Source organism: Variovorax sp. SG517 (genome assembly GCF_013376045.1).
Taxonomy (GTDB): Bacteria; Pseudomonadota; Gammaproteobacteria; order Burkholderiales; family Burkholderiaceae_C; genus Variovorax.
In genome coordinates, this window is the sequence record NZ_JABMJG010000001.1 from 57,546 (window position 1) to 83,346 (window position 25,801).

Annotated in this window: 28 protein-coding genes; 18 read left to right on the forward strand and 10 right to left on the reverse strand. The window is 65.4% G+C overall.

What is annotated here, in order from left to right; translation table 11 throughout:
* Positions 1-126 precede the first annotated feature (126 nt).
* The 11 genes from FHT32_RS00245 (at position 127) to FHT32_RS00295 (ending at position 7,629) form a co-directional block, all read left to right on the forward strand.
* A complete protein-coding gene (locus FHT32_RS00245; RefSeq protein WP_176662679.1) occupies positions 127-561 on the forward strand; it encodes a VOC family protein in 435 nt (144 codons plus the stop codon).
* 147 nt (positions 562-708) lie between these two features.
* Positions 709-984: a hypothetical protein gene (locus FHT32_RS00250; protein WP_176662680.1), complete on the forward strand. Its 276-nt coding sequence runs from the start codon at positions 709-711 to the stop codon at positions 982-984.
* A gap of 220 nt (positions 985-1,204) precedes the next feature.
* Entirely contained in the window at positions 1,205-1,693 is a 489-nt protein-coding gene (locus FHT32_RS00255; protein WP_176662681.1) for a TcpQ domain-containing protein, read from the forward strand.
* A 93-nt stretch (positions 1,694-1,786) separates the two neighbouring features.
* The gene (locus FHT32_RS00260; protein WP_176662682.1) at positions 1,787-2,116 is read left to right on the forward strand and encodes a hypothetical protein; all 330 of its coding nucleotides are present in this window, start codon (positions 1,787-1,789) and stop codon (positions 2,114-2,116) included.
* Positions 2,117-2,325: 209 nt separating this feature from the next.
* A complete protein-coding gene (locus tag FHT32_RS00265) occupies positions 2,326-2,625 on the forward strand; it encodes a hypothetical protein (RefSeq protein ID WP_176662683.1) in 300 nt (99 codons plus the stop codon).
* Between the two features lie 163 nt (positions 2,626-2,788).
* On the forward strand, positions 2,789-3,376 hold the full coding sequence (locus tag FHT32_RS00270) for a hypothetical protein (RefSeq protein WP_176662684.1): 588 nt from the start codon (positions 2,789-2,791) through the stop codon (positions 3,374-3,376).
* A 314-nt stretch (positions 3,377-3,690) separates the two neighbouring features.
* Positions 3,691-3,963, forward strand: a complete 273-nt coding sequence (locus FHT32_RS00275) for a hypothetical protein (protein ID WP_176662685.1) — start codon at positions 3,691-3,693, stop codon at positions 3,961-3,963.
* A 336-nt stretch (positions 3,964-4,299) separates the two neighbouring features.
* Complete coding sequence (locus FHT32_RS00280; protein WP_176662686.1) at positions 4,300-5,553, forward strand: S9 family peptidase; 1,254 nt, start codon at positions 4,300-4,302, stop codon at positions 5,551-5,553.
* A 540-nt stretch (positions 5,554-6,093) separates the two neighbouring features.
* Positions 6,094-6,483: a GNAT family N-acetyltransferase gene (locus tag FHT32_RS00285; protein WP_176662687.1), complete on the forward strand. Its 390-nt coding sequence runs from the start codon at positions 6,094-6,096 to the stop codon at positions 6,481-6,483.
* A gap of 248 nt (positions 6,484-6,731) precedes the next feature.
* On the forward strand, positions 6,732-7,244 hold the full coding sequence (locus tag FHT32_RS00290; protein WP_176662688.1) for a hypothetical protein: 513 nt from the start codon (positions 6,732-6,734) through the stop codon (positions 7,242-7,244).
* Between the two features lie 142 nt (positions 7,245-7,386).
* Entirely contained in the window at positions 7,387-7,629 is a 243-nt protein-coding gene (locus tag FHT32_RS00295; protein ID WP_176662689.1) for a hypothetical protein, read from the forward strand.
* A gap of 141 nt (positions 7,630-7,770) precedes the next feature.
* Here the strand turns inward: FHT32_RS00295 and FHT32_RS00300 are convergent, their stop codons facing one another.
* A complete protein-coding gene (locus tag FHT32_RS00300; protein ID WP_176662690.1) occupies positions 7,771-8,358 on the reverse strand; it encodes a DUF308 domain-containing protein in 588 nt (195 codons plus the stop codon).
* Positions 8,359-8,535: 177 nt separating this feature from the next.
* Between FHT32_RS00300 and FHT32_RS00305 the strand changes: the two genes are divergently transcribed.
* Positions 8,536-10,011: an HD domain-containing phosphohydrolase gene (locus FHT32_RS00305; protein WP_176662691.1), complete on the forward strand. Its 1,476-nt coding sequence runs from the start codon at positions 8,536-8,538 to the stop codon at positions 10,009-10,011.
* On the opposite strand, the gene FHT32_RS00310 is transcribed toward FHT32_RS00305, so the two are convergent.
* Positions 10,004-10,315: a hypothetical protein gene (locus tag FHT32_RS00310; protein ID WP_256098821.1), complete on the reverse strand. Its 312-nt coding sequence runs from the start codon at positions 10,313-10,315 to the stop codon at positions 10,004-10,006. The genes FHT32_RS00305 and FHT32_RS00310 overlap by 8 nt on opposite strands.
* 324 nt (positions 10,316-10,639) lie before the next feature.
* Here FHT32_RS00310 and FHT32_RS00315 point away from each other — a divergent pair, with 324 nt between their 5' ends.
* Positions 10,640-11,662 (forward strand): LysR family transcriptional regulator, encoded by a 1,023-nt coding sequence (locus tag FHT32_RS00315; protein ID WP_176662692.1) that lies wholly within the window; start codon positions 10,640-10,642, stop codon positions 11,660-11,662.
* Here the strand turns inward: FHT32_RS00315 and FHT32_RS00320 are convergent.
* The 4 genes from FHT32_RS00320 to FHT32_RS00335 all read right to left on the reverse strand — a co-directional run bounded on the left by FHT32_RS00320 (position 11,580) and on the right by FHT32_RS00335 (position 16,055).
* A complete protein-coding gene (locus tag FHT32_RS00320) occupies positions 11,580-12,443 on the reverse strand; it encodes an ABC transporter permease subunit (protein WP_256098822.1) in 864 nt (287 codons plus the stop codon). The two genes, FHT32_RS00315 and FHT32_RS00320, sit on opposite strands and share 83 nt — an antisense overlap.
* Before the next feature lie 25 nt (positions 12,444-12,468).
* Positions 12,469-13,257: a taurine ABC transporter ATP-binding protein gene (locus FHT32_RS00325; RefSeq protein ID WP_176662694.1), complete on the reverse strand. Its 789-nt coding sequence runs from the start codon at positions 13,255-13,257 to the stop codon at positions 12,469-12,471.
* Between the two features lie 16 nt (positions 13,258-13,273).
* Positions 13,274-14,287, reverse strand: a complete 1,014-nt coding sequence (tauA, locus tag FHT32_RS00330) for a taurine ABC transporter substrate-binding protein (protein WP_176662695.1) — start codon at positions 14,285-14,287, stop codon at positions 13,274-13,276.
* A gap of 229 nt (positions 14,288-14,516) precedes the next feature.
* Positions 14,517-16,055, reverse strand: coding sequence for a PLP-dependent aminotransferase family protein (locus FHT32_RS00335; protein WP_176663559.1), 1,539 nt, complete (start codon positions 16,053-16,055; stop codon positions 14,517-14,519).
* A gap of 174 nt (positions 16,056-16,229) precedes the next feature.
* Between FHT32_RS00335 and FHT32_RS00340 the strand changes: the two genes are divergently transcribed.
* The 3 genes from FHT32_RS00340 to FHT32_RS00350 all read left to right on the forward strand — a co-directional run bounded on the left by FHT32_RS00340 (position 16,230) and on the right by FHT32_RS00350 (position 18,685).
* Positions 16,230-16,634 (forward strand): nuclear transport factor 2 family protein, encoded by a 405-nt coding sequence (locus FHT32_RS00340; RefSeq protein ID WP_176662696.1) that lies wholly within the window; start codon positions 16,230-16,232, stop codon positions 16,632-16,634.
* A 47-nt stretch (positions 16,635-16,681) separates the two neighbouring features.
* Entirely contained in the window at positions 16,682-18,148 is a 1,467-nt protein-coding gene (locus FHT32_RS00345) for an NAD(P)/FAD-dependent oxidoreductase (protein ID WP_371132131.1), read from the forward strand.
* Positions 18,149-18,223: 75 nt separating this feature from the next.
* On the forward strand, positions 18,224-18,685 hold the full coding sequence (locus tag FHT32_RS00350; RefSeq protein ID WP_176662698.1) for a GNAT family N-acetyltransferase: 462 nt from the start codon (positions 18,224-18,226) through the stop codon (positions 18,683-18,685).
* 13 nt (positions 18,686-18,698) lie between these two features.
* On the opposite strand, the gene FHT32_RS00355 is transcribed toward FHT32_RS00350, so the two are convergent.
* Both FHT32_RS00355 and FHT32_RS00360 read right to left on the reverse strand, forming a co-directional pair.
* Positions 18,699-19,079, reverse strand: a complete 381-nt coding sequence (locus FHT32_RS00355; protein ID WP_176662699.1) for a phosphopantetheine adenylyltransferase — start codon at positions 19,077-19,079, stop codon at positions 18,699-18,701.
* Between the two features lie 80 nt (positions 19,080-19,159).
* Positions 19,160-19,465 carry a hypothetical protein gene (locus tag FHT32_RS00360; RefSeq protein WP_256098872.1) on the reverse strand — a complete coding sequence of 102 codons (306 nt, stop codon included), beginning with the start codon at positions 19,463-19,465 and terminating at the stop codon, positions 19,160-19,162.
* Between the two features lie 237 nt (positions 19,466-19,702).
* Here FHT32_RS00360 and FHT32_RS00365 point away from each other — a divergent pair, with 237 nt between their 5' ends.
* Positions 19,703-21,610 (forward strand): GspE/PulE family protein, encoded by a 1,908-nt coding sequence (locus FHT32_RS00365; protein WP_176662701.1) that lies wholly within the window; start codon positions 19,703-19,705, stop codon positions 21,608-21,610.
* Positions 21,611-21,634: 24 nt separating this feature from the next.
* Here the strand turns inward: FHT32_RS00365 and FHT32_RS00370 are convergent, their stop codons facing one another.
* Both FHT32_RS00370 and FHT32_RS00375 read right to left on the reverse strand, forming a co-directional pair.
* Positions 21,635-23,272 (reverse strand): phospholipase D family protein, encoded by a 1,638-nt coding sequence (locus FHT32_RS00370; RefSeq protein WP_256098823.1) that lies wholly within the window; start codon positions 23,270-23,272, stop codon positions 21,635-21,637.
* A 96-nt stretch (positions 23,273-23,368) separates the two neighbouring features.
* Positions 23,369-24,526: a DJ-1/PfpI family protein gene (locus FHT32_RS00375; protein ID WP_176662702.1), complete on the reverse strand. Its 1,158-nt coding sequence runs from the start codon at positions 24,524-24,526 to the stop codon at positions 23,369-23,371.
* A gap of 42 nt (positions 24,527-24,568) precedes the next feature.
* On the opposite strand from FHT32_RS00375, the gene FHT32_RS00380 reads away from it, so the two are divergent.
* Entirely contained in the window at positions 24,569-25,582 is a 1,014-nt protein-coding gene (locus tag FHT32_RS00380) for a GlxA family transcriptional regulator (protein WP_176662703.1), read from the forward strand.
* Positions 25,583-25,801: the final 219 nt, after the last annotated feature.

Sequence of the window (25,801 nt, forward strand, 5' to 3'; positions counted from 1 at the left end):
GCCGGAGCGCGCCCTCCTTCTCGCATTCATTTGCCACCCGGATGGGAGGACATACGCAAGAAGGCATATGCCTTCAGGACGCCCCCCTGTGGGACGCAATCAGTGTCGAAGGAAGGACCGAAGGACATGACAGTCAAGCGAATGGACAACGTTCTGATCGTCGTCGACGATCTCGAAGCGGTGAAGGCGTTCTTCATCGCACTGGGCCTCACGCTCGAAGGCCAGACCACGGTCGAAGGGCCCGATGTCGGACGCCTCATCGGATTGGGAAGCGTCCGGGCCACGCTCGCCATGCTGCGCACTCCCGATGGACAGGGAATAGAGCTGGACAAGTTCCACACGCCGGATGCAATCAGGTTCGGCCCGGTGGATGCGCCGGTGAATGCACTGGGCCTTCGCCGCGTCATGTTCGCCGTCGACGGCATCGATGCGGTCGTTGCGCTAATGCAGGCCCGCGGCGCGGAACTCATCGGACGGATGCAGTACGGCGAGTCATACCGGCTTGCCTATGTCCGCGGGCCGGAGGGCATCATCGTCGGGCTGGCAGAGCAGCTCGGCTGATGGCGGGTGGCTCGCTCGCGTGCACGGTGATCCGCGGCGCAGAAGATGCGCTTGCGCACCAGAAGCGAAATTCCTCGCCGGCACTCGAGGATCGGCTCTTTCCATCGGCTATGCTGCGCGGCGTTTTTTCGAACTTGGAGTGAATCAATGGAAGATGTGAAGATCCTTCAGATCATGCCCGCCGAAGGGTGGGTCGCTGTCTACGACGGCGGCGATGAAGGAGAACTGGAAGAGCCGCTGGCCTGCTTTGCGCTGGTTCAGGTCGACTACAAGAACGGCGACGGCATCCAGACCGAAGTGCGCGGAATGGCACCCGACGAAAAGGCCATTGGGTTCGTGGAAGACGCCACCAACTTCGTGACGGTCCGTCGTGCTGAAGAAGCCGATGCGGAAGACGAAGAGGACGCCGAAGACGTCGAGTAGATTGACCCCTGGCGACGCCGAAGCGCCAATGACAAGTACGAACGGACCCTCGAGGTCCGTTTTTTCATCGAGGGCAAGCAGTTGCAGGAACTGGCCGCCTCCTCGTCCGGGTCGGCGAGCCAGATAAGATAAAGGACTGACTTTTTGCCGCATCACGCCAGACCGCGTGCCGCTGGCTCCAGATCGACCTGTCCACTCCTGTTGCCCCGCAAATCCGCCGATGAGAAAGGCCCTGTTCCCTCCTTCGATCTGGCTAGGCATCGGCATGAGCCTTGCCTCGACGCTCGCCGGCGCGACGGCTGGCGTGCAGGTCGAAAAGATATCGCGGGACATGCCCGCTGGCGTTGCGCTTCCGGGGCCGGAGGAAGTTCTCCCCGCGACTGCCGCAGCCGGCGCGCCCACCACGGGAGCCGCCTGGCTCACCGATCGAAAGATCAACGCCGTCCGCGCTCAATGGCCCATCGAGGACGACTCCCTGCGCCTCGTGATCATGCACTGGGGCTCCGCCGTAGGCATCGAGGTGCGCTGGGACAGCACCCGCGACTACACGATCACGCCCGAGGCACGTTCCGGCAAGTTCAGCGGCTCCTTCAAGGATGCGCTCTTTCAGCTCGCGCAGAAGTATCAGATGCTGGATGCGCCGCTGTTGCTCGAGTTTTCGCAGGATGGCACCGTGCTGAACGTGCGCGATCAGGAAAGCACCCGATAGGCCGTCGCCCTCGAGGCGAGTTCGGACGTGGGCCGGCGAGCTTCTTGCTTGACCTGATCGCAGCAGCCGGTCGCGTTGCGCAGGAGGATCTCCATGCCGAACTTTTACTTGCCGCTCTCCGGCAATGTGCGCCAGGACATCAACCCCTGGACCTGGTGGACCCGGATTTCCAATGGGCAGCTTGGGTTCATCAACATCAATATGGGCAAGTCGTCAGACCCCGCTCTCGAGCAGCAGATCCTGGACGACGTGGGAAGCTACGGACGCCAGATTGGCCAGCTCGGAGATGCGCTGGAGGCTGTTCTTTCGCACATGAAGACGGACACCTGGGATCCCGACGCCAAGGAGGCGGTGGAAGCCTTCAAATTCCAGCTGGCCGAGATTCGCCGGCTGAAGCGAAGCCGGGCTGACAGCAAGGCCTGACATTTCCCGGTGAGCTCCCGACGGGAGCGGCATCGTGCCATGCTGGACTTCCCACGCGGCCACGATTGGAAAGGCGAGCGAGAGCTTTCAGCGACCCATCGCGCAGCCACTTTTTTGAGCAGCCTGAACGCGAGCTCCACCGGCGCAAGAATTCAGCAGACTGCGACAGACTACAGTCGGGCCAATTGCGGACATTCAAAAGGAGCTTCATGTTCAGCTTGCTGACGGACTTCGTCGTCGGAATCTTCGAGTTCATCGTTGATGTTGTTCTCTTCAGAAGGCAGCGCCGCAAACGCGGTCACAGCGACCGCGCATTCTCCGAGGATGCAAACGAGATCGCACGCCTTGACCTCATCACATTGACCTACATTGGTCTCGCATCGGTCGCGTTGATGCTTTTTCTGAGCTTCATCGCTGGTGTTCCGGTAGGCTGGAGCATCGCCGTCGGTATCGCCGTGGGCGTGGTTTGGGGTGTCTGGCGATACATGCAGCTGGTCAATAGACCATGAGCACATGACAGTCGGCTGCAGGACGACGGACTTCGGCCAAGAGCTGCCGCTCGCCTCGTGTTCCGGTGCAATTCCGAAAGCTGTCGCTGACACCCTTTGCCGCGCTCACCATTCGAGATTTCGGTAATCGGCCCTTGCGGACCTGTGCCGCTCGCGTGGTGCGATGAATACAGACCTTGATGCCGCCACCGGACACTCTATGCACGAGAATCGCGCTACTCACCGGCTTCCAAACATGAAATGCATAGCGATCATTCTTATAGCGCTTGCGCTCTCCGCCTGCGCTGGCCCTGACTCCCTGGATGCCGCCAAGCTCGCCAAGGCCAGACAAAGTGCAACGCTCGATGTAAGTCCGATCTCGCTGTACGAAGGTCAGATCGTACTGGCGGCCGGCGAGTACAAGGCTGAACTCGAAGACTCCTCCGGCGTCTTTTATCGCGGGCCTGGCAAGAGCTTCAGGCTTCTAGAAGAAACGTACCCTGGTGGCATCTACATCACCAAGCCACCGGCACCGGCGACATACCGCCTGTACTACTACAAGACATCGACGGCAATGGTCGATTCAACAGCAACCGCTCTGGGGATTTCCCAACGCGCCTCGCCCGCTGCCGCTCCCCTTGCCGCTGGAGTTGGTGCGGGGGTGGGTGCTGGAATCGTCACCTACATGGTGCACATGAACGACGGCAAGCTGATGTTGCTGCAGCCCGTCGAAGGAGTTAACTATCCTCAGCTTGTTCGCGCGCGCAACTAACTAGTGCGGACATGCGACTCGACCTGCCACTCATTTCGATGGACGACCAATGACCGTTGAAGACGGCACCATCGTCCCAAAGCGTGGCTCCCCTCGATGGGTGGCGGTGCAGCTGTGGCAGGATGCGGCCACAACCGGTCTGCCGTCACGATTGGTCATTTATGTGAAACGCGGCGCTCGCTCGTCGAGTCCCTAATCGCTACAGACGATAGAAACGCCAGTTCAGTCGACCTATCGCCACTCTCATGCAATTGATCTTCGGTCCATCGAACTCTCGATATACATATACCGGGTCGCCAGTCCCACACAACGACTTGGCCCATGAGATTGCGGTCAACACGCTTGGCGAAGCGTTGGCTGCTTATGAACTCCGTTTCAACGCAAAAATCGTTCCGTTCGCTGGTAACCCCGATGACCTGCATCTGGCCGAGCCGAAGTACTTCACTTTCCAAGGCAGTGGCCAAGATACAAGCATCTTGGTCGACATCCATATACACCGTGACGGGAAGGAGATCTGCCCAAGGCAGGATCTCAACTTTCGGCTTCTCGCCGGAGATCTTGTCGAGCTTGGGCCGCTCATTTGCTGATACGGTCGCAGCCGGTCAGAACCAGACCTTCGCCAGGACCTCGCAAATGCTTGATGCTCTCGTTTCACCATTGTCTTGTCTTGGCGCCGTTGTCGGGTTGCTGCTCGCGATGGTGCTCCATTGGGCCGCGCCCAGCGACATTGACACCGTTCAGGCCGGGGCATGGTTGGTGGGCATCGGCTGGGTTGGTGGCTTGGCGTGGGACCTTGTAGGCAGCGGAAGCTCCAAGTAGCGTGCTCGACCTCGACGCCCCGTTTCGGCATCGGCAGCAAAGGCAGAATGCGGCCAGAAGCTGACCTTGGCAACCTCCGTGCAAATTGGAGTATTGGATAGCCTATGACTGCCGACCGAGAGATCACCACAATCTGGCCGGGATTCATGAGCGCTCTGGAGCCAGACGCATCGGAGAGCACAGTCGCTGCTGCTCTCCCGGCGGACATCGCGGTCGAGAAGCCGTCTTCCGACCTGCCCACATCAATTTCAGCTTGGTCCGGAGAGTGGTTCGGATGGGCCGATCAGGGCCGGCGCTGTGACGTCAAGCTGATAGTCGAACAGCTTTCCCGGCGCGCCGCGACAATCGTTTGTGCGCGCGCATCGGCGGACCAGGCCCCTTATAGCGAACGTCTGCTCGCGCAGATTCATGGAAACGAACTTCATGGGCGGCTGAAAAGCGGCGCAACGCTCCGGTTTCGAATGAGAAACCCGGATGCTGTTGAGCTCTTGTGGAGCGAGCCCGATGGCCGCTGGATCGCTGGCGTCCTAGCCCAGTTGAGTGCCGGAGGACGACGCATTGTCGAGCGCGTGCCCACCGGCATACTCGAGCGCGGTGAGCAGATCACGCTTGAGATGGTGACATTCAAACCGGACGGGCGAGGTCCTTTCCCAACCCTGATGTTCAATCATGGTTCGACCGGTATCGGAAATGACCCGTCGCTGTTTACGAGTACGGTGACCAGCCCAGCGTTGGCGAAATACTTCAATGATCGCGGCTGGATGGTCGTCTTCCCACAGCGACGCGGGCGCGGGAAGTCAGGAGGTCTCTACGACGAAGGCTTCGAACCGGATCGGTCGCGGTACTCTGACGATCCTCGACACGCTCTTGCTGGCTTCGAACATGCGCTGGTAGATGTGGAGTGCATTGCCGAGCACTTGCTTTCAAGAGATGACGTGGACTGTGAACGCTTGCTAATCGGTGGTCACTCTCGGGGCGGCTTCCTTGCGCTGGCATTTGCTGGAGCACGTCCAGAACTCTTCAGTGGCGTCCTCAACTTTGTAGGCGGCTGGGTTGATGAGCATGGACCCGCATCCGAGATGATCAATCCGGTGATCGCTAGGAGAGGAGCCACCTTTTCTGGGCCGACCACATGGCTGTACGCGGAAAATGATCCCTTCTACAGCATTGCGCACAGTCACAAAAACTACCACGCCTTCGAAGCCGCCGGAGGCCAGGGTCAGTTTCATGTGCTTGAGTTGTTGCCGGGGCAAGACGGCCATCACATCCTTTCTCTGACTGGCCTGTGGGGGCCGATCGTAGATGGCTTCCTAGACCGCGTCGACAAGCGGAATAGCAGTTCTTCCACATCGAACTGACCGGTGATCGCGGTCTTGTTGAATGACCGCTCTGCAGCAAATCGAAGGGCGGCTTGGAGCCCTTTGCACGGGAAACTAGCTTGGCTACAGTCGGCCAGGAGCAGACGCTCGCCATGCCATCAGATCCCGAGTTCATTCGCTTTCTACCTGCGCTGGAGTCACCGTACTCGGTGTACTCCGGACCCATGCCGGCACGCGAGATTCTTCTCGGCGCTCTGAATTGGCCAACCGGCTATTGGCCGGCACTTGCTGTGGGGTGGCTCGAACAAGGCGCTACGGTCGACTCCGAAATCGCGGCGAGGCTCGAAGCTATCGGTCGGGGACGACAGTACGAGCAAAGAACCCGGCATCGTAGTGTCGCCCTGCACAAGGGGTGGGTAAAAGCTCAAGGGCAGTGACGCCGCGACGTTGCCGGATGCCTGCTTTCGAGCAAGCCAAATGACTGCTCGGGGCCCTTTGCACAAGCGACCTGTACAGCTACATTCGGCCAGAACCGGCCATTCGCCGGGCCGGCACAATGCGGCCACAAGGAGACGTCTAATGCAGGTTCGCGACTTTGCAGCCACTGACCTTGATGCGGCTTATCTACTCCTCGTCACAAGCGGCTGGAGCCATCGCGTCCCAAGTGCTCAATACCTGCAACGACTTGTCGCTGCCTCGCAACGCACAGCGGTCGCGTCACTCGACGGCCAAGTCGTCGGCTTTGCTCGCGCAATCACAGACGGCATATCGAACGGATACCTGTCGATGATTGTTGTCGCCAATGCGCATCGTCGGCGAGGTGCGGGCACGGCCCTCGTAAATCACATCGTCGGGACGGAACCTGGAATTACCTGGGTCCTGCGTGCTGGCCGTAGCGGTGCACCGGAATTCTTTGCCAAACTAGGGTTTGTCGCTTCCGCTGATTCGATGGAGCGTCAGCGCCGCTGACGGCCAAGAGCGGTCCCTCGTGCGCCGGGCGTAATGTGGCCAGGATCAGAGCGTCTTCAACAAACTGTCCATTCGAAATCCAAGCAATGATTCATCTTCGGCCAATCTGTCGCTGCGCACCGCATCGCCCGCATGCCTGACCCCCACGCGCTGGCATTCGTCACAACATCTGCATCAACGTCTCTGGTCGCTTCGGGCGCCACGGCTTCGTCGAGCCGACGAGCGCCATGCTAGGCAGAATGCGTTCCGTGAAAACCGGCATTAAAAACGTAATCGGCGTCGCGACCATCGCCATCCTGCTTTTGGCATTTGGGGGCGTCGCTAGTCTGTTCGTCTGGCAACAGGACGTCCCCCGTCGGGAAAGTCTCGCAAACGAAAATGGGACGCTGCTTGGCTTCGAGACACGGCACAGTCGCTATTCGAGTTATGAGTACCTGCTGATACGAATCAACGGAGAGAGCGAGCGCCTGCGCCTGTGGGCATGCATTTCGGACCTGAAACGTCTGCCGCTTGGAGAAGAGATTAGCGTGCTGCGGATGGAGAAGACGCTGTTCGAAGTATCTAGGGCTGGCACCGTGGCTTGTTCCTACGGTGCCTCCGCTCAAGCGCTTGCAAGCTATCAAAATGCCAATAAAGCTACCACGGGATTGGCCTTGGGAGCCGCCGCTCTGCTGATAGCGCTTCTCGCCTGGACGGGGTGGCGCACCGGGCGTCATTTAGATAAGTTGGCGCGGGCGCAGGCGCACCGCGCCACTCACTAGAATTTGCGGCTGACGGCCACAAGTGCTCGCTCAGCACGACCGCTCAAGTAGTATTCACAACGTCTCTTTTGCTGGACTGGTCGCCCGGTCGCGGCGGCCGACACCGAGCAATGAGCTTCACGTCCAGCGTGCGCAAGGTGTCATGAACTTCATCCTTTGGGTCCTCTTGTACGTCTCAAACACGGCCTTCGTCTGGTGGGTGGTCTGGGGCGGGGGAGCTTCATGGTTCGAAGGCTGGCGCTCGTTCTTCATCATTGACTGGCTGTGGTCTTACAGTTGGACCTCCGAGCAAATCGCTCTGTACGTTCTGGTTTTCTGGGTTTGCCACACCGTATGGTTTGCGATTGGTCTTTTTATCCCGGATGCACGTGGCTTCTTCTGGTAGCGATGAAGGCAGCGCTGCTCGATCTTTCGTCGAGTGGCCCTTAGGTGTCAGTGCTCAACGGCTGCTTTGCGCCATAGTGAACTTCGCATTCGGGACCAACGCCGCCCCTCGCTCGCAACTACCTGTCGAGCAACACCACCCTCAACTCTTCCCGGAAACAAGCCCCCGAGCCCCTCGCTTGGTCTCTCGAGCCAGAACAATCACCCCAGAAATCAGGAAGTACACAGCCCCAACCGCCGCATAGCCACCCAGCGTCTGCAAGACAGGTGCGCCACCACCCTGCTGCGCCACGAAGAACCCACCGGCCAGCGCCGACTGTGCGCCGCTGAGCATCATCACCCACTGCCCGCCGTTGTCCTTGCGGCGACGCACTGCGGTGGCCAACTGCAGCAGGCCGGCAACGATGGCCCAGGCACCGAAGATCGCCAGCACGATCTGCAGCTTCAGCACCAGCGATATGGCAACTGCGAGCGTGACCAGCGCGCTGATCCAGATGTTGATCAGCTGCGTGGCATTGGCCTTGGCGCCGCCAGTCATCCTGACGTCCAGCAGGTTCGCGAAGGCGTCCCAGGCGGGGTAGACGATCAGCAGCGCGGTTGCCAGGGCGGGCGACTGCCTGGCGACGGTGAAGACTGCCGCGACCCACGCGAAGGAAAAGGCGGCACGAGCGAGGTAGTAGTTGCGCAGCCAGGCGGCGCGCTGGGGTTCGGTTTTCAGGATGTCTGACATGGAAGGAAAGGCGGCAGGAGCCGCAAGTTGAGAGGTTTGCCGCCCTCGGGGAGCGAACGGTGCAACGATTCTTCCGCGTCAGCGCTGCACGCGGTATCCGTCGGATGACCGACACGGGCCCATGAACTGTGCGATGCTGCGTGCCTGTTTGCCTGCCCCAGCGGCGACCCACTCCTCATGTCCGACGACACGACAACCATCACCGTTTTCGACGCGGTCCGCGCGCTGGCCTTCATCGGCGACCTGAGCATGGGCCAGCCGACCGACCACTCGCTGCGCACGGCGTGGCTTGCGGGGAAGATCGCGGAAGAAGCCGGGTGCGACGCTCACCAGACCGAGGCCGTGCGGCATGTCGCGCTGCTGCGCTGGTCGGGCTGCACGGCCAATGCACAGGAGTTCGCGGACTTTCTCGAAGACGACGTGCAGGGCCGGCGCGCCATGCTCGCGTCGCCGGCACCCCGCGTGCGCCAGCCGCCCATCGGCGGGCCGGTGCCCGACGCGGTGCTGGCCATGGCGGACATCCACTGCGAGATCGCGGGCGACATCGCGAACATGCTGGGGTTGAGCCGAGAGACCGAAGCCGCATTGCGCACGGTGTTCGAAGCCTACGACGGCAGCGGCATTCCCGGCGTGTTGCAGGGCGACGAGGTTCCGCTCGCGACCTACGTGGTGGCGCTGGCGAGCGATCTCGAAATCTTCGGCCGCCTCTACGGCATCGACGAGGCGCTCACGCTCGCGCGCGGGCGCGCGGACAGCCTCTACCCGGCCTTCCTCGTCGACGCGAGCGCGCCCCATGCCGCTGCATGGATGAAAGAGCTGGATGCCCCCGTCGCGCCCTGGACCGAGCCCGCCGAGCAGCCCGCATCGATGCTTCAGCACATGGGCCTGGAACTCGTCGGCGACGTGATCGACCTCAAGCTGCCCTGGATGACGGGCTACTCGCGCAGCGTGGCCCGGCTGGCGCGCGACTGCGCCGTGCAGCTCGGCCTGGACGAGGCGGCGTGCCATCGCACCTACAAGGCAGGCCTGATCCATGGCATCGGGCGGGCTGCGGTTCCCAATGCGGTCTGGAACGCGCCCGAACCGTTGCCCGCCTCTTCGCTGGAGCGCGTGCGGCTCGTGCCGTACTGGACTTCCCGCGCGGCGGGGCAGATCGATGGCCTTGCGGCGGAAGCGGAGATCGCGTCCTTCGCCTTCGAGCGGCGCGATGGCTCGGGCTACTTCCGCGGACGCTCGGGCTCCTCGATGCCGCTGGAGGGGCAGATCGTCGCGGCGGCCCAGCAGTGGCAATCGCACCGTACCCGCCGTCCGTGGCGGGAAGAGTTCACGCAAACGCAGGCACTCGACCGCATGCAGGAGGATGCCAAAGCGGGCCGCTTCGACACGGAAGTCGTCACTGCCCTGGTCGCCTGCGTGATGCCGGGCACTTCGCCGAAGCCCGCCGTGCAGGCGCAAGGCGATGCGTCGCTCTCACAGCGGGAGCTGGAAGTGCTGCGCTGCATCAGCCAGGGCCACAACACGAAGGAAGTGGCTCGCGTGCTCGGCATCAGCCCGAGCACGGTGCGCACCCATGTCGAGCGCCTGTTCCAGAAGCTCGGATGCACGACGCGCGCGGCCGCGACGCTCAAGGCCGCGACCCGGGGGCTCATCTAGCCGCCACGGCGGCACGCAATGAACGCAGCGTGCCCTCGGCCGCCTCGATGCGCCGGCGCAGCTCCTCGTTGACGACGCGCACCAGCGCGCTGAGTTCGGAGCGGCTGGAGCAGACCTCCTCCGCATCGTTCACGCGCTCAGGGCCGATGAGTCTTTCGAGGCCGGCGTAGGCGTGCCGCACCTCGTGAAGGCTCTCGACGTCGTCGCAGGCCTGCAGCGCAAGCGATTCGACGTTTGCGGCTTCGGAAGAAGAGTTGGGAAATGAAGAGACAGGCGCGGACGCGCGAGCAGTGGATTCAGCCATCAGTGGCCTCCAAGAGGTGCGGTTTGCGGAAACTGCCGCTCTCGAGTCCAAGCGAGGGCGGCAGCTCGACGGGTTGGACTACCGGGCACCTCTTGCGAGAACCGGCCGGGCTCGCGCCCGCCCGTCGAGCCGCCAAAAACTGGAGGCACGAATAGCAAAGCCGCAGACCCTGCGGGGTGACTGCGGCTCGCGTCGCAGAGGTGATACGGGAGTCCAAGCCCGATCACGCCTTTTTTTGACGTGACCGGCGCAGTATAGCCACGGCCTCCGGTATGCCCCTACACCCGACGGCCTCATCCCGGAAGCTGGAACAATCCGCCCACCATGGACGGCCTCGACCTCATCAAAACATTTCGCGAAGTCGCCTTCCGGCGCAGCTTCTCCCGCGCGGCGATCTCGCTGGGCATGTCCAAGGCCACCGTGAGCCGCTACGTGGCCGAGCTCGAAACCCGCAGCGGCGTGCGGCTGCTCAACCGATCCACCCGCTCCCTGAGCCTCACCGATGCCGGCCAGGTGCTGCTCGACCGCAGCACCGAGCTGGTGACGATGGCCGAGAACACGCTCAACGACCTGCAGGCGCATGGCGCCCATCCGCAAGGGCGCCTGCGCATGAGCGCGCCGCACGGGCTCATTGCGGGCTGGCTCTCGGACGTGATCGCGGGCTTCATCAAGCTCTACCCCGACGTGTACGTGAGCCTCGTGTTCACCAACGACGACCTCGACCTGATCGAGGAAGGCATCGACATCCACCTGACCGGCGGACGCATCGACGACATGAACCTGATCGTGCGCCGCCTCGTGCAGTTCGACATGGTGGTGTGCGCAGCGCCTTCCTACTGGGCGCAGCGCGGCATGCCGCAGGTACCCGAAGACCTCGGCCGCCACGACGTGCTGAGCTTCTCGGCCAAGCAGACGACCAACCTGCCCTTCGAGACCAACGGCCAGGCTTATGAAGTACCGGTGCACAGCCGCATGGAGGCCAACGATGCCGTCGCGCTGATCGAACTGGCGCTGCGCGGCGTGGGCGTGGCCTACGTACCGGAGCCGCTGGCGCAGTCGCACCTGGAACGCGGGGCGCTGGTGCCGGTGCTGCGCGAGCACATGCCGCGCGAACACTGGCTGTACGCGGCCTACTCGCAGCGGCGCCACAACAGCGCAGCGATGCGCGCGATGCTCGACTACCTCCAGCAGTCGATGGACGCGCTCACCGAAGGCCCTGCCCTGCCGCCGCCGGTGCCTGTGACGGTGGCACCGCCGCCACCCGTTACATGCGCCCTTTCCAAGGCACAAGCCGGCGCTCGAGCCACCGCATCAGCAGGTCGAAAAGATACGCCACCACGCCAATGACGATGATGCCCATGATCACGATGTCGGTGCGCAGGAAGTTCGACGCGTTCAGCACCATCTGACCCAGCCCCATGTTGGCCGCCACCATCTCGGCGGCCACCAGCGTGGTCCAGCCGAAGCCGATGGCGATGCGCATGCCCACCAGGATGTCAGGCAGCGCCGAGGGCAGGATCACGTGGCGGATCACCTGCATATAGCTCGCACCCATCGAGTAAGCCGCGTTGATCTGCTCCTGCGACGCGCTGCGCATGCCCGAGCGCGCGGCCAGCGCCAGCGGCGCGAAGCAGCTAAGGAAGATCAGCAGCACCTTCGGCAGCTCGTCGATGCCGAACCAGATGATGATGAGCGGCAGGTACGCCAGCGGCGGCAGCGGCCGGTAGAACTCCAGCGGCGGATCGAAGATGCCGCGCCAGAAGCGGCTCATGCCCATCGCGATGCCCACCGGAATGGCCGTGGCACAGGCCAGCAGGAAGGCCGAGAACACGCGGAACATGCTCGCCAGGAAGTGCTGCCACAGCGGCTTGTCGTTGGCCTGGCCGGTGAGGTATTCGTAGAACTGCTGGAACACCGCCTGCGGCGTCGGCAGGAAGAGCGGCTTCACCCAGCCCATGTTCGTGACGAGGAACCACAGCGCCACCAGCGCGATCACCGTGACGATGCTGATCGTCAGGCTGGAGCCCTCGCCCGGCACCTTGAAGGCGCTGGTCTTGAGCTTAGTGCCCGTTGCCGGCGGCGCTGCAGGCACCGGCGATGCGGTGGGCTTGGAAGGTGTTGGCGTCATGGCGACGGGGGATGCGATTGACACCTCAGGCATGGGCGGCCTCGCGATGATGAATGATCGACAAGACCTCCTCGCGCATGCGGATGAAATCCGGCTCCGACTTCACCTTGCGCGAATCGCCGTGCGAGAGGTACTGGCGCGAGAACGGCACGTCGTCATAAACGTGCGAGATGCGTCCCGGGCTCGGGCTCATCACGATCAGCCGGGTGGCGAGGAACAGCGCCTCCTCCACCGAGTGGGTGATGAAGAACACCATCTTGTTCGACTTGGACCAGGCCTGCAGAAGAATCTCCTGCACCTGCTCGCGCGTGAACGCATCGAGCGCGCCCATGGGCTCGTCCATCAGCAGCACGGCCGGGTCGCTTGCCAGCGCCCGCGCAATGCCCACGCGCTGCTGCATGCCGCCCGAGAGCTCGTACACCGCACGGTCGGCGTACTTCTGCAGGCCGACGAGGCCGAGCTTCTCTTCGGCGATGCGGTCGCGCTCGGCCTTGCCCATGCCGGCGAGCCGAAGGCCCAGCGCCACGTTGTCGCGCACGTTGAGCCATGGCATCAGTGCGTGCTTCTGGAACACCACGCCGCGGTCGGCACCTGGGCCGGCCACCGGCTTGCCGTCGAGCAGGATCTCGCCGGTCGATGGCGGCAGGAAGCCCGCGATGCTGTTGAGCAGCGTGGTCTTGCCGCAGCCCGAGGCGCCGAGCGCGACGACGAAATCGCCGTCGTGCATCGTGAGGTTCACCGGCGCCAGCGCTTGGAGCGTGCCGCCCTTGACTGCGTAGTTGACCGTCAGGTCGCGAATGTCGAGCGTGGGCATGTGGTGCCGCCCCGGTTCACTTGCCCATGGCCTTCTCGACGTACGCCGTCGTCACGTAGGCGCTGTAGTCGGGCTTCACCTCCTGCACCCGGCCCTGCTCCTTCAGGAAGGCGGCCGTGTTCGCCATCGCCTTGGCCGCGCCGCCGCCCAGCCACGTGGGCGAAACCTGCTCGGCCATGGTCGGGAAGGTGTAGAGCGCCATGGCCGCACCCACGTCCTTCGGGTCGGCCTTGGTCCACTTGGCCATCGCTTTTGTCTGCGGCGAATCGGGCGTCCAGCTCTTGCCTGTGGCCTTGTATTCCTCGTTGGCGCGGTTGAGCGCCTTCACGAAAGCGATCATGAACGGCTCGTTGGCCGCAGCCCACTTGGCATTGACCACGATGCCCTCGAAGGTCGGCGCACCGCGCGCGCCGATGCTGCCTGAGGTGGCGATGGTCTTGCCCGTGGACTTGATCTTGGAGAGCACCGGGTCCCAGATGAAAGTGGCATCGATGTCGCCACGCTCCCACGCAGCCGCGATCTCCGGCGGGCGCATGTTCATCACGTTCACGGTCTTGGCATCGACCCCGTCCATCTTCATGCCGGCCATCAGCTGGTAGTGCGCCGTCGACACGAAGGGCGTCGCCACCTTCTTGCCCGCCAGGTCCTTCATGCTGTTGATGCCCGACGCATTGCGGGCGATCAGCGCCTCGGCGTTCGCGATGTCGGCGGAGATCCAGAACAGCTTGATGTCCTGCCCCTGGCTGGCCGCGGCCGTCAGCGGGCTGGAGCCGGTTTCACCCATCTGCACGTCGCCTGAAGCCATCGCGCGGATCACGTCGCCGCCGCCTGCGAACATGCGCCAGTTGATCTTGTAGCCCGTGGCTTTTTCTACCTCGCCGGATTCCATGACCAGGCGCAGGGGGACCAGCATGTCCTGGTGGGCGAAGGTGACTTCCTTGGCCTGCTGGGCGGAGGCTGTGCCGCAAAGGGCCGCCAGCGTGGCGGCCAGCAGGGCGAACTGGAGGGGGACACGGCGGGACATCGTCATCGGGTTCTCCGGTGGGTGAATCTCGCTGGGACTTTGCACCTATCGGTTGCGGCCAGGAAGTACCAGCACGGGGGTGGGGATGGAGCCAGTCGGTGAGTGAATACCCTTGTTGTGGTGCGTTCTGCACGGGGGAGGTGCACTTTGGAAGTTGGCTTTGCCTAGCGAGACGCTGCTGGGTGGTTGCTTCCCGAGGCCGGGTCTCGGCCCGGCCTCGGGAAGCAAACACCCTTCAGTGAGTAAACCCACCCAAAGAACGAACTTCACCCCGAGCCAAAGCCAACTCCCCCACAGCCAAAGCCAACGCCCGAATCCCCGCCGGAATCTGCCCAGCAGCAATAGAAGACAACCTCAACCGAAAAAACGGACAAGGATAAGGAGCCCGAGCAAAGAACACATCCCCCGCCTCGATCAACACCCCATGGCTGCGAGCCATCAAAGCCAGCTCAGTGGCATCCACCCAAGTAGGCGCCTGCACCCATATAGAAGCCCCTCCGGAAGGCAGCCGAAACTCGAAATCAGGCAAGTGCTCCCGCAGCGCCTGCGCCGCAATAGCCAACCTCTCCTGCATCGCATGATTCACCCGCCGAGCATGCGACTCGTGGTGCCCCAGCGAAAGAAACAGCGCATACGCATGCTGAAGAAAGGCACTCGGATGCCGCACCATCGCATGCCGAATCACCCTCAGCTCCTTGATGAGCGCACGAGGCGCCACGATGAACCCCAACCGCAGCGCAGGCGAAAGGCTCTTCGACACCGAGCCCACGTAAATCACCCGCCCCGTCTTGTCCAGACTCTTGAGCGCGGGCATCGGCGTGCCTTCATAAAGGTTCTCCGCCTCGTAGTCGTCCTCGATGATCACGAAGTCCTGCAGCTCGGCCTTGCGCAGCAGCCACTGTCGCCGCTCCAGGCTCAGCGTCGCGGTCGTCGGGCTCTGGTGGGAAGGCGTGACGAACAGGTAGTCGGCAGCGGGCAACGCATCGACCACCAGCCCGTCTTCATCGACATCCACCTCCACCCACTTCGGCTGCCGCAATGAAAAGCTGTTGCGCGCATGCGGATGCCCGGGCTCCTCCAGCCCCACGCGGGTCTGTTCGTCGAAGAGGGCCTCGGCCAGCAGGTAGTAGGCGTGCTGCGCGCCCATGGTCACGAGGATCTCTTCCTTGAGCGCGAACACGCCGCGCTTGGGCAGCAGACGCGTGCGGATCTGCTCGATGAGGTCGGGGACGTCGTCGGTCTCGAAGTCGGGCGTCCAGTGCGGCAGCTGCGAGCGCGCCAGGCTGCGCGCGCAGCATTCGCGGAAGTCTTCGGTGGGAAACAGCTGCGGGTCGTAGTTGCCGTAGACGAAGGGGTACGGATAGTCGCGCCACTGGTCGGGCTTCGACAGCGTAGGCTTGTCGACCAGCGAGCGCAGCACGCGGCCCGACCAGTCCGGCGGCTGGCTGGCCTGACCGCTGCGGCCCACCAGCGGTTCGGCGGGCACCGCGGTGAGAGGGCGCGCGCCGTGGGCGACGAACACGCCGCTGCGCGGACGCGCTTTCAGAAAACCTTCGTCGATGAGCTGCAGATAGGCCGAAGTGACGGTGTTGCGGCTGAGCCCCAGCAGGGCGGCGAGTTCGCGCGACGAGGGCAGCGGCGCGCCGGGCGCGAGGTGTTCTTCGAGGATGGCCTGCACCACGCTGGCGCGCAGGCGGGCCTGCAGGGGCAGCGCCGGTTGATCGGGCAGCGCGAACAGCTGCGCCCACTGGATGGCTCGCGGATTCGGGGGCATGGTGCGCCGCAGTTTAGGGCAGCCATGCCGGTCCGTGGCGCATTCGCGGCGCATCCGAGGCGCTCTGGCTCGGTCGAATCCCACCATCTGGCCCTATCGCGCGGGCAGGCCGCTGCCTACGCTTGCTCCATCGAATTCCTGAGCCTTCGTGCAGCCAACGCCATTTCCAACGCCATGCCTTCCTCGAATACCGCCACCGTGACCACCAACACCCTCGCCGCCTTCAGCGATGCCTGGAACCGCCACGACATCGACGCGCTGATGAGCTTCATGACGCCAGACTGCATCTTCCAGACCGCCGCCGGCCCCGAGGCCTGCGGCACGCGCCATGTCGGCACCGAGGCGGTGAAGAAGGCCTTCGCCGCCGCATGGGCCACGGTGCCCGACGCGCAATGGGCCAATGGCGTGCACTTCGTGCATGGCGACTTCGGCACCTCGCAGTGGACCTTCACCGGCACAGCCGCCGACGGCAGCCGCATCGAGACCGACGGCATCGACGTCTTCACCTTCAGAAACGGAAAGATCCACCTGAAGAACGTGTTCCGCAAGGCACGGCCGAACCTGCCCGCCGCGAAGTGACACGCCGGCCTCCTTTCCCCCTCTTCGATTGGAGCCCCTTCATGACCATGACAGGCACCGCAAGGCTGGACATCGACGGCGCAGCGCTCCAGCAGCCACACCAACAGCAGCCCACGGCGCCGCCGCGCCCCTACGACCCGCAATACGACCCGCTGCTCGCCCCCGACCCCGGCGCGGGCCGGGCCTACGCCCCCACCTGGTGGGTGGCCAGCGCCGGCACGCCGCCGGAGGACGACGGCCCGGTCACGCACGACATCGACGTGGACGTGGCCGTCATCGGCTCGGGCGCCACGGGCATGTCGACCGCGCTCTACCTCGCGCAGGAGCACGGCATCCAGGCCACGGTGCTGGAGGCCAACCAGGCGGCCTGGGGCTGCTCCAGCCGCAGCGGCGGCCAGGGGCAGAACGCGAGCGGCCGCCTCAAGCGCTCGCAGTGGATCGAGCGCTGGGGCCTCGACACCGCGAAGAAGCTCGACGCCGAGATCCGCAGCGGCTTCGAGAACTTCCGCCACCTCACCACGCAGATCGACTGCGACGCCTGCGACGGCGGCCATCTCTACCTCGCGCACCGGGCGGAGAAGCTGCCCGTCCTCGATGCCGAAGCGCGGCTGATGCGCGAGAAGTTCGGCTACGCCACGCGCATGATGAGCGCGGAGGAAGTGCGCAGCGACTACTGCGACGAGCGCGAGACGGTCGGGGCGATGTACGAGGCCGAGGGCATCGGCATCCATCCGCTGAAGTTCACCTTCGGCCTGATGCGGCGCGCGCGCGCACTGGGCGTGAAGGTGCACACATCGAGCCCGGTGCAGGGCTGGGAAACCGTCGACGGCGTGCACCACCTGCGCACGCCCGGCGGCGTGGTGCGCGCACGCCGCGTGGCGGTGTGCACCGGCGGCTACACGGGGCAGGCGCTCAGCCCGGCGCTGAAGAACCGGATCATGCCGATCCTCTCGAACTCGGTGGTCACCCGGCCGCTGACTGATGCGGAGCTGCAGGCCACCAACTTCCGCTCGAAGACCTTCATGACCGACACGCGCACGCTGCGCTTCTACTACCGGCTGCTCGAAGGCAACCGGCTGCAGATCGGCAGCAGAAGCGCCGTGAGCGGTGCCGATGCCGAGGGCGCGGTGCACCTGAAGCTGCTCACCGACGCCATCGCGCGCAAGTTCCCGCCGCTGGCGGGCATCCGCATCGACTACTCGTGGTGGGGCTGGGTCGACATGAGCCACGACATGATGCCGCGCATCACGCAGCCCGATGCCGGCAAGAGCATCTGGTACGCGGTGGGCTACGGCGGCAACGGCGTGTCGTTCTCGACGTGGGCCGGCAAGCGGCTGGCAGAGCGGGTGGCGGGCAAGGATGCGGGCCGGGAGGTGTTCGAGCTGCCCATCTACCACTCGCAGCTGCCGTTTCCCAACGTGCTGGGCGTGGTGGAGTCGCGTGCGTTCGCGCCCTTCCGGCGCATGGGCCAACGCATGCTCTACAAGTGGTATTGGCTGCGCGACGAGAAATAGAAAGCCGGGAAAGCTGAAGAAGGACCGCGTCCGCCCGTGTTGCAATCGCAGGTTTCAACGCGACTCGACGACGACATGACCTCTTCCCTGCTGATCCGCCCTCCCGTGGCCGCCGACTACGCGGCATGGAAACCGCTCTGGGACGGCTACAACGCCTTCTACGGCCGCGAAGGCGCGACCGCCCTCGCCGACGAGATCACGCAGGCCACCTGGCAGCGCTTCTTCGATGCCTACGAACCGGTGCATGCGCTGGTCGCCGAGCGCGACGGGCAACTGGTCGGCCTCACCCACTACCTCTTTCACCGCAGCACCACGCGCCTGGAGCCGACCTGCTACCTGCAGGACCTGTTCACGCTGCCTTCCGAACGCGGCAGGGGCGTCGGCCGCCAGCTGATCAACGGTGTGTACGAACGCGTGAAGCTCGCGGGCGGCCATCGCGTGTACTGGCAGACGCACGTGACCAACACGGCGGGCCGCACGCTCTACGACAAGGTGGCCACGCACGACGGATTCATCGTCTACGGCACGCTGGTCTGAGCGCTGCTGCCGTTCAGGCACGGGCCTGTGCGTACAGGAAAACGCCGCCCGCAAGAACCAGCAGCGCCAGCGCCGCCACGTCGACCGCGAAGACCCTGGCCAGCTGCGCGTTGTACCCGCCCACCATCGCCGCGAGCAGCAGGAATGAGGCAACGCTCGCAACTCCGGCGAGCAGGGCCATGGCCTGGTGCGATGGCCTGAACGCGGCCTGGCAGAGAAACAGCCCGAGCAGCGCGAACAGCACCGCGCGATGCCGCAGGAGGATCTCGAGGTTCGGCTCCGCGACGCCGATGCCGTACAGGCCATGCAGCCGTGCCGCGCCCAGCACGCCGGCCAGCGGAAGGATGTGGATGATGCCGACGAGAAAGAGAGCGACGGGAACGATGTAGCGCATCTCCCGTTTCTATGCGGCGGCACGTCATCACGCCATGACCTGCGAGGTCATGGCGCCGCCTGCGCGCTCTTCGGTATTTCTCAGTACTTGATCGTCACCCCGGCCTTCACGCCGTTGTTGGCCTTTCCATCCGACTGCACGCCGCCCGAGAACGACACGTTGCCGCCGGTGCTCGCGCCCAGCGAATAGGTGGGCCGGGGGGTGGAGGTGTCGGTGCCGATGTAGGTGCCGCTGCCGTCGGGGCGCTGCACGCCGATGGTGGCGCCGTTGACGGTGGCCGATGTCTCCGTGGGATTGACGTTGGGGGCGACGTAGACGGAGCCCCTCTCGTCGCTGTCTACGGGCAGCTTGATGGGCTCTGCGCTCGCCGCGAAGCCGAGCAGCATGCCCACCAGAGCACTTGTGGCAAGTACGTATCGATGCATCCCGTCGATGTTTGACGAGGCGGCGGCTGCAGCGCGTAGGACGGAAGGAAATCCGGCGCGCGGACCGTGCCGCAGGCTGCCGTCACGAGTTAACTCGTTGTTAACTTGAGTACTTGCGTACTCAAGCTCGAACCTGTGGCAATGGACACGATCACGCTCTACGATCCATGCACGAAATCGAGCAGGAGAACCTCCCCAATGTCCATCAACGAAGTCGTCATGCCGGAGCAATTGCTGAACGCGCTGGAGGCCCAGAGCCGCACGCCCATCGCGCGTATCGGCGAGGCACTCATCTCGCTGGGCATGGTCACGCAGGAGCAGCTTCGCGCGGGGCTGGACCGGCAGAAGCTGGACCCGATGGTGCCGCTGGGCGAGACGCTGGTGCGCATGGGCGTGGTGAGCCGGGGCCAGCTGCAGACGGCGCTGGTGCGCAAGATGGGCTATCCGCTGGTCAACCTGCATCTCTTTCCCCCGGCGGCCGAGGCGCTGCGCAAGCTGCCGCATGCGGTGGCGCGACGCCTGCAGATCATGCCGCTGATGCTGCACGAGGGGCGGCTGATCGTCGCCATCGACGATCCGACCAGCCGGCATTCGGCGCTCGACGAGGTGGAGTTCGTCTCGCAGCTGAAGGTCACGCCGGTGGTGGGCCAGTGCCTGGACCTCGACGGCGTGCTGAACGCGGCGTACGAGAAGATCGGCGAACACACCGGATCGGCGCCCAACCCCTTCGCGGCCAGCCTCGACCCCAGCCAGCCGCTGGACTTCGACGTGGCCGGCACGAGCGAGCTGCTGCAGACGCTGGAAAAAGAGGTTTCCGCCCCGCCTACGGTGAGCGAGGCGCCCATCGAGCAGTCGGACAACTCGCTGGTGCGCATGATCAACAGCATGATCATCGAGGCGCACCGCGAGGGCGTCTCCGACATCCACATCGAGAGCTATCCGGGCCAGGAGAAGACGCGCATCCGCTTCCGCCGCGACGGCCTGCTGCACACCTACCTGGAGCTGCCGCCGAGCTACCGCAACGCGATCGTCGCGCGCGTGAAGATCATGTGCGACCTCGACATCAGCGAGAAGCGCAACCCGCAGGACGGCAAGATCAACTTCACGAAGTACTCGCCGCAGCACCGCATCGAGCTGCGCGTGGCGACCATTCCCACCAACAACGGCCTGGAAGACGTGGTGATGCGCATCCTGGCCTCGGCCAAGCCCATTCCGATGGACCGGCTGGGCCTCTCGCCCGACAACCTCGCGCAGCTGACGAAGGCGGTCGAGCGCCCCTACGGCATGGTGCTGTGCGTGGGTCCCACGGGTTCCGGCAAGACGACCACGCTGCACTCGGCGCTGATGCACATCAACACGCCCGAGCGCAAGATCTGGACGGCGGAAGACCCGGTGGAAATCACGCAGCCCGGGCTGCGCCAGGTGCAGATCAACCCTCGCATCGACTGGACCTTCGCCAAGGCGCTGCGCGCCTTCGTGCGCGCCGACCCGGACGTGATCATGGTCGGCGAAATCCGCGACGAGGAAACCGCCAAGACGGCTATCGAGGCATCGCTGACGGGACACCTGGTGCTCTCGACGCTGCATACCAACAGCGCGCCCGAGACCGTCACGCGCCTGCTGGACATGGGCATGGATCCGTTCAACTTCGCCGACTCGCTGCTGGCCGTGCTTGCGCAGCGGCTGGTGCGGCGCCTGTGCACGCAGTGCACCACCGGCACGCCCGCGAGCCCCGAGGCCATCGAAGAGCTGCTGGACGACTACATGCACGCCTTCGGCCCCGAGCAGCAGCGCGACGCGGCGCAGCGCCAGGCGGTGCTGGCCGGCTGGGTGCAGCGCCACGGTCGCGACGGGCGGCTGCACACCTACACCAGCAAGGGCTGCAAGCACTGCGGCGAGACGGGCTACAAGGGCCGCGTGGGCATCCACGAACTGATGAGCATGTCGAAGTCGCTGCGGCGCCTGGTGCAGACCGGCGCGCGCGCGGAAGAACTCCAGCAGGCCGCGCTGCAGGAAGGCATGCGCACCCTGCGCCAGGACGGCATCGAGAAGGTGCTGGCCGGGCAGACCAGCATCGAGGAAGTGCGCGCGACCAGCAACGTGTGAACGGCTGCCGGCGCGGCGCCGGCGCTACAGCTGGCTCTGCGGAATGAAGGGCGCGATCAGCCGCAGCTTGAAGCGCTGCCACGCGGTGGTCTCGGGCGGCACGTCGTAGGCCGTCTGCCGGCCGTTCTCGTCTTCCTCGATCCACTCGATGTTGCGGCCGCTGGCATCGAGCCGCAGCCGGTAGGCGCTGCCGGCGTCGGCAAAACCGTCGAGCTGCTTCGCCATCTGCGGGCTTTCGATGATGAGCCCGAGCTCGGTGTTGAGGTGGGCCGAGCGCGGGTCGAGGTTCATCGAGCCCAGGAACACCTCCTTGTGGTCGACCACGCCGTTCTTCATGTGCAGGGCGCCCGTGCGGTGGCCGAAGATGCCGAGCTTGCCGCGCTTCACGCTCAGCGTGGGGCTCAGCTCGTAGATGGCCACGCCCGCCTTCAGCAGCTCGTGGATGTGAGGCCAGTAGCCCACGTACACCCAGGGCTCGTCGGTGGAGGCCAGCGAGTTGGTGACCAGTTCGACCTTGACGCCCGCGGCCTGCGCCTGCGCAAGGCCGGCCACGGCGGCGTCCGAAGGCACGAAGTACGGCGACACCATCTTGATGCTCGATCGCGAGGTGCGGAACCACTGGATCACGCCCTCGGTCACGGTGCCCTTGATGGAGTTCTCGCGCTCGTTGAGGCCCGCGGTCTTGGTGAGCGGGTCGAACAGCACCCGCGCACGCGCCCACAGCAGCGGGCTGAGCCGGTCCTCGGCCAGTTCGAACGGCAGGTTGAGCATGGGCACCATCTCCTGCGGCAGCAGCGACGGTTCGCCTTCGACGGGGTTGGCGATCTTGCCGTCCGGCGGGATGCGCGGGGCCTGCGGCGGTCTGGCCGCGGCCGTGAGCCTGTCGAAGTTCTGCCGCAGCTGTTCGGGCGTGAGCGCGCTGCCGGCGATGCGGCCCACGGGGTAGACGACGGTGCTGTTCCAGTAGTGGTCGAACTCGTCGGAGAGCTGCCGCACCACCGGGCCGGCCGCGAACACGTCCATGTCGACGAAGTTGCTGCCGGAGGCATTCATCACGTACTCGTCGGCCATGTTGCGCCCGCCCTCCACGGCAGCGACGTTATCGGCCACGAAGAGCTTGTTGTGCATGCGCCGGTTGATGCGGCCGAACTCCAGCCCCGAGCTGATGAAGCGCGTCAGGTCGCTGCCGCGCCCGCCGGGAAAGGGGTTGAACAGGCGCACCTGCACGTTGGGATAGCTGGCGAGCGCGAGCAGCAGGTCGTCTTCGCCGGTGGTGTAGAGGTCGTCGACCAGGAGTCGCACGCGCACGCCGCGCTGCGCCGCGTCACGCAGCTCGCGCATCAGGGCGCGGCCGGTGTTGTCGGCGGCCAGCAGGTAGTACTGCACGTCGAGGCTGCGGGTGGCGAGCTTCGCGAGTTCGATGCGGGTGGCGAAGGACGTGGGGCCGTAGGGCAGGAGCTGGAAGCCCGAGCGGCCGTCCGCCTGCTCGTTCGCGGGCAGGACCTTGCGCGTGATCGCGTCGAGCGGGGTGTCCTTGTAGTCGGCGATGGCTGCGACGGGCCGGTCCGACACCGGTAGCGGCAGGGTCGAGCACGCGCTCATGAGCATCGAGAACACGAGCGCCAGTACGGCAACGGGCGCACGCCCGCATGCGGTCATCATTTCTTCTACTCCCGGCTTGTCGGTTGGGGCTTCGCCTCATCCCCCAGGGGGAGGAACGAACGATCCGGCCGAGAGTATGACGCGGCTCGCCGCGCGTCAGCCCGTGCAGGCGGCGGCTCCCTGCTGCGCCGGATACTCCATCTCCAGCATCACCCAGTCGCGCCGAGCACCGCCGTGGCGGCCGGCGATCTCGCACAGCGTGCGGTCGAGCTGCGGCACCGGCTTGAGCGTGGCCGACAGGGGCAGCAGGGGCGCGTCGTCGCCGGCGGCGGGCCGGGCCAGCAGCACCAGTCCGCTGCGCAGCCTGACCGGGCCCGAGGCCGACACGGCCTCGACACGCACGCGCCCCGTGCGCTCCCACGCATCCGTGGCGAGCGCGAGCGAGACATCGTCCATGCCGTCGCGCACCTCGACGCTCCAGCGCTCGCCGCGCCAGAACGCGGCCTTGTTGAGCAGGTAGGCGAAGCGCTTGCCGGCATCGAGGCCGAAGGGCGTGCTGTCGTGCACCGGGCTCCACGAGGCCACGCCGAGTTCGGCCGCCAGCGCGGAGGCCTTCTCCCGCCCGCCGATGGCCTCCACCAGCGCCAGCATCGCGGGCACCGACGCGGTGATGCCGGTGGTGGTGGCCACGCCGCGATCCACCACGTAGCGCCGGTGCGGCACGTGCGTCGAGCCCGCGTGGCGCTTGAGCAGCGTGCCGCGGTCGTACCAGTGGCCCGCGAAGCGCCGGCCGTCGAGCAGGCCGGCCTGCCCCACCACCAACGCGCCGGAACACACGCCGATCACGCGGGCGCCCTGCTGCGACTGCCGCCGCAGCCAGGCGGTGATCTCGGGCGCATCGTCCTTCATCATCGCGGGGACGATCACGTAGTCGGCACCCGAGGGATGCGCGCGGTCGAAGCCGGCGAAGTCCTGCGCGCCGTCGACCTGCAGCGCGGGGAACAGGTCGACGCGGCCGGCGCGCGGCGCCACGATGCGCACCTCGGCGATGTCGGCGCGGCCGAGCACCGCGTAAGGCAGCAGAAGGTCGGTCATCTCGGTGCCGTCGTTGGACGCGAGCACGGCAATCACCGGCCGGCTGCCGCCCGGGTCGCGCGGCTTCATCGCATCGACGAAGGCCTGCTGGTCGCGCTGCAACGCGGCCGCATCGTCGAGCGGCGGTGGCGGCAGCGGCGCGCCGGCGGAGCAGCCCGCCAGAACGAGCACCGCCATGCCGGCGACAGCCAGCGCGCGTGAAAATGACCCGGTGAACATCGACGTTTCTCCATGACTGCAGGCGATGCCCCGAGAGTAAGAATGCCCACCCTGCCCCACAAGGACGAAGAAGCCGCGGTTCCTGCCAGCCACGGCGCCGGCGGCGTGGTGGTGCTGGTCGCATTCGACGGCGTCGAGGCCATCGACATCGCCGGGCCGGCCAGCGTCTTCAGCAAGGCCGAGCAGATGCGCCCCGGCACCTACCGGCTGCACATCGCGTCGCCGGCCGGCGGCAGCGTGCTCACCAATGGCGGCCTCAGCTTCGCGGGCACGCTGGCACTGCGGCAGTTGCCAGCCGAGATCGACACGCTGATCGTCGCCGGCGGCGACGAGCCTTCGGTGCGCTCGGCCATCTTCGAGCACAAGGTGAGCGAGTGGATCGCCGAGGTGGCCCCGCACGTGCGCCGCGTGGGCAGCGTGTGCACCGGCGCCTTCGCGCTCGCAGCGGCCGGCCTGCTCGACGGCCGCGAGGCCACCACGCACTGGAGCGCCTGCGACATGCTGCAGGAGCTGCGCCCGCAGGTGCGCGTGCATCGCGAGCGCATCTACGTGCAGGACGGCCCGATGTGGACTTCGGCCGGCGTCACCACCGGCATCGAGCTTGCGCTGGCGCTGGTGGAGGACGACCTGGGCCATGCGGTGTCGATGGACATCGCGCGCACCCTGGCGCTGCCGATGCTGCGCGGCGGCGAGCAGCCGCAGCTGAGCCAAGCGCTCGAGGCGCAGGCCACGGCCAGCCACCGGCTGCGTGAGCTGGTCGCGTGGATAGGAACGCATCCGCAGGAAGACCTGTCGGTCGAGGCGATGGCCGCGCGCGCGGGGATGAGCCCGCGCAACTTCGCGCGCGCTTTCGCGGCCCAGACCGGCTGCACGCCGGCGCGCTTCGTCGAGCAGACCCGCGTGGCCGCCGCCGCGCAGCTGCTGCGGCAGACCAGCTGGACGCAGGAGAAGATCGCGGGCCGCAGCGGCTTCCGCTCGGTGGATGCGCTGCAGCGCGCGTTCGCGCGGCAGCATGGGGTGACGCCGCAGGGCTATCGCGACGAGAACGGCCGCTGAGCCGCTGAGCCGTCGAATCGCGGCGGCAGCCGTGACAGCCGCCCTTGGGCACGGCGGAGCGGCCCTTCGCATTCCCACTGAACAGCAACCCGGCGGGCGAAGGCTCATGAACGGCCCGAAAGGGCCGGATTTACCAGTTCTCGGGGATGGCGGCACTGGAAACAAAAACACACACTCGTGCGGTTTTTTGTCTTGTCTGCCGTTTCAGCGAAGGAGGAA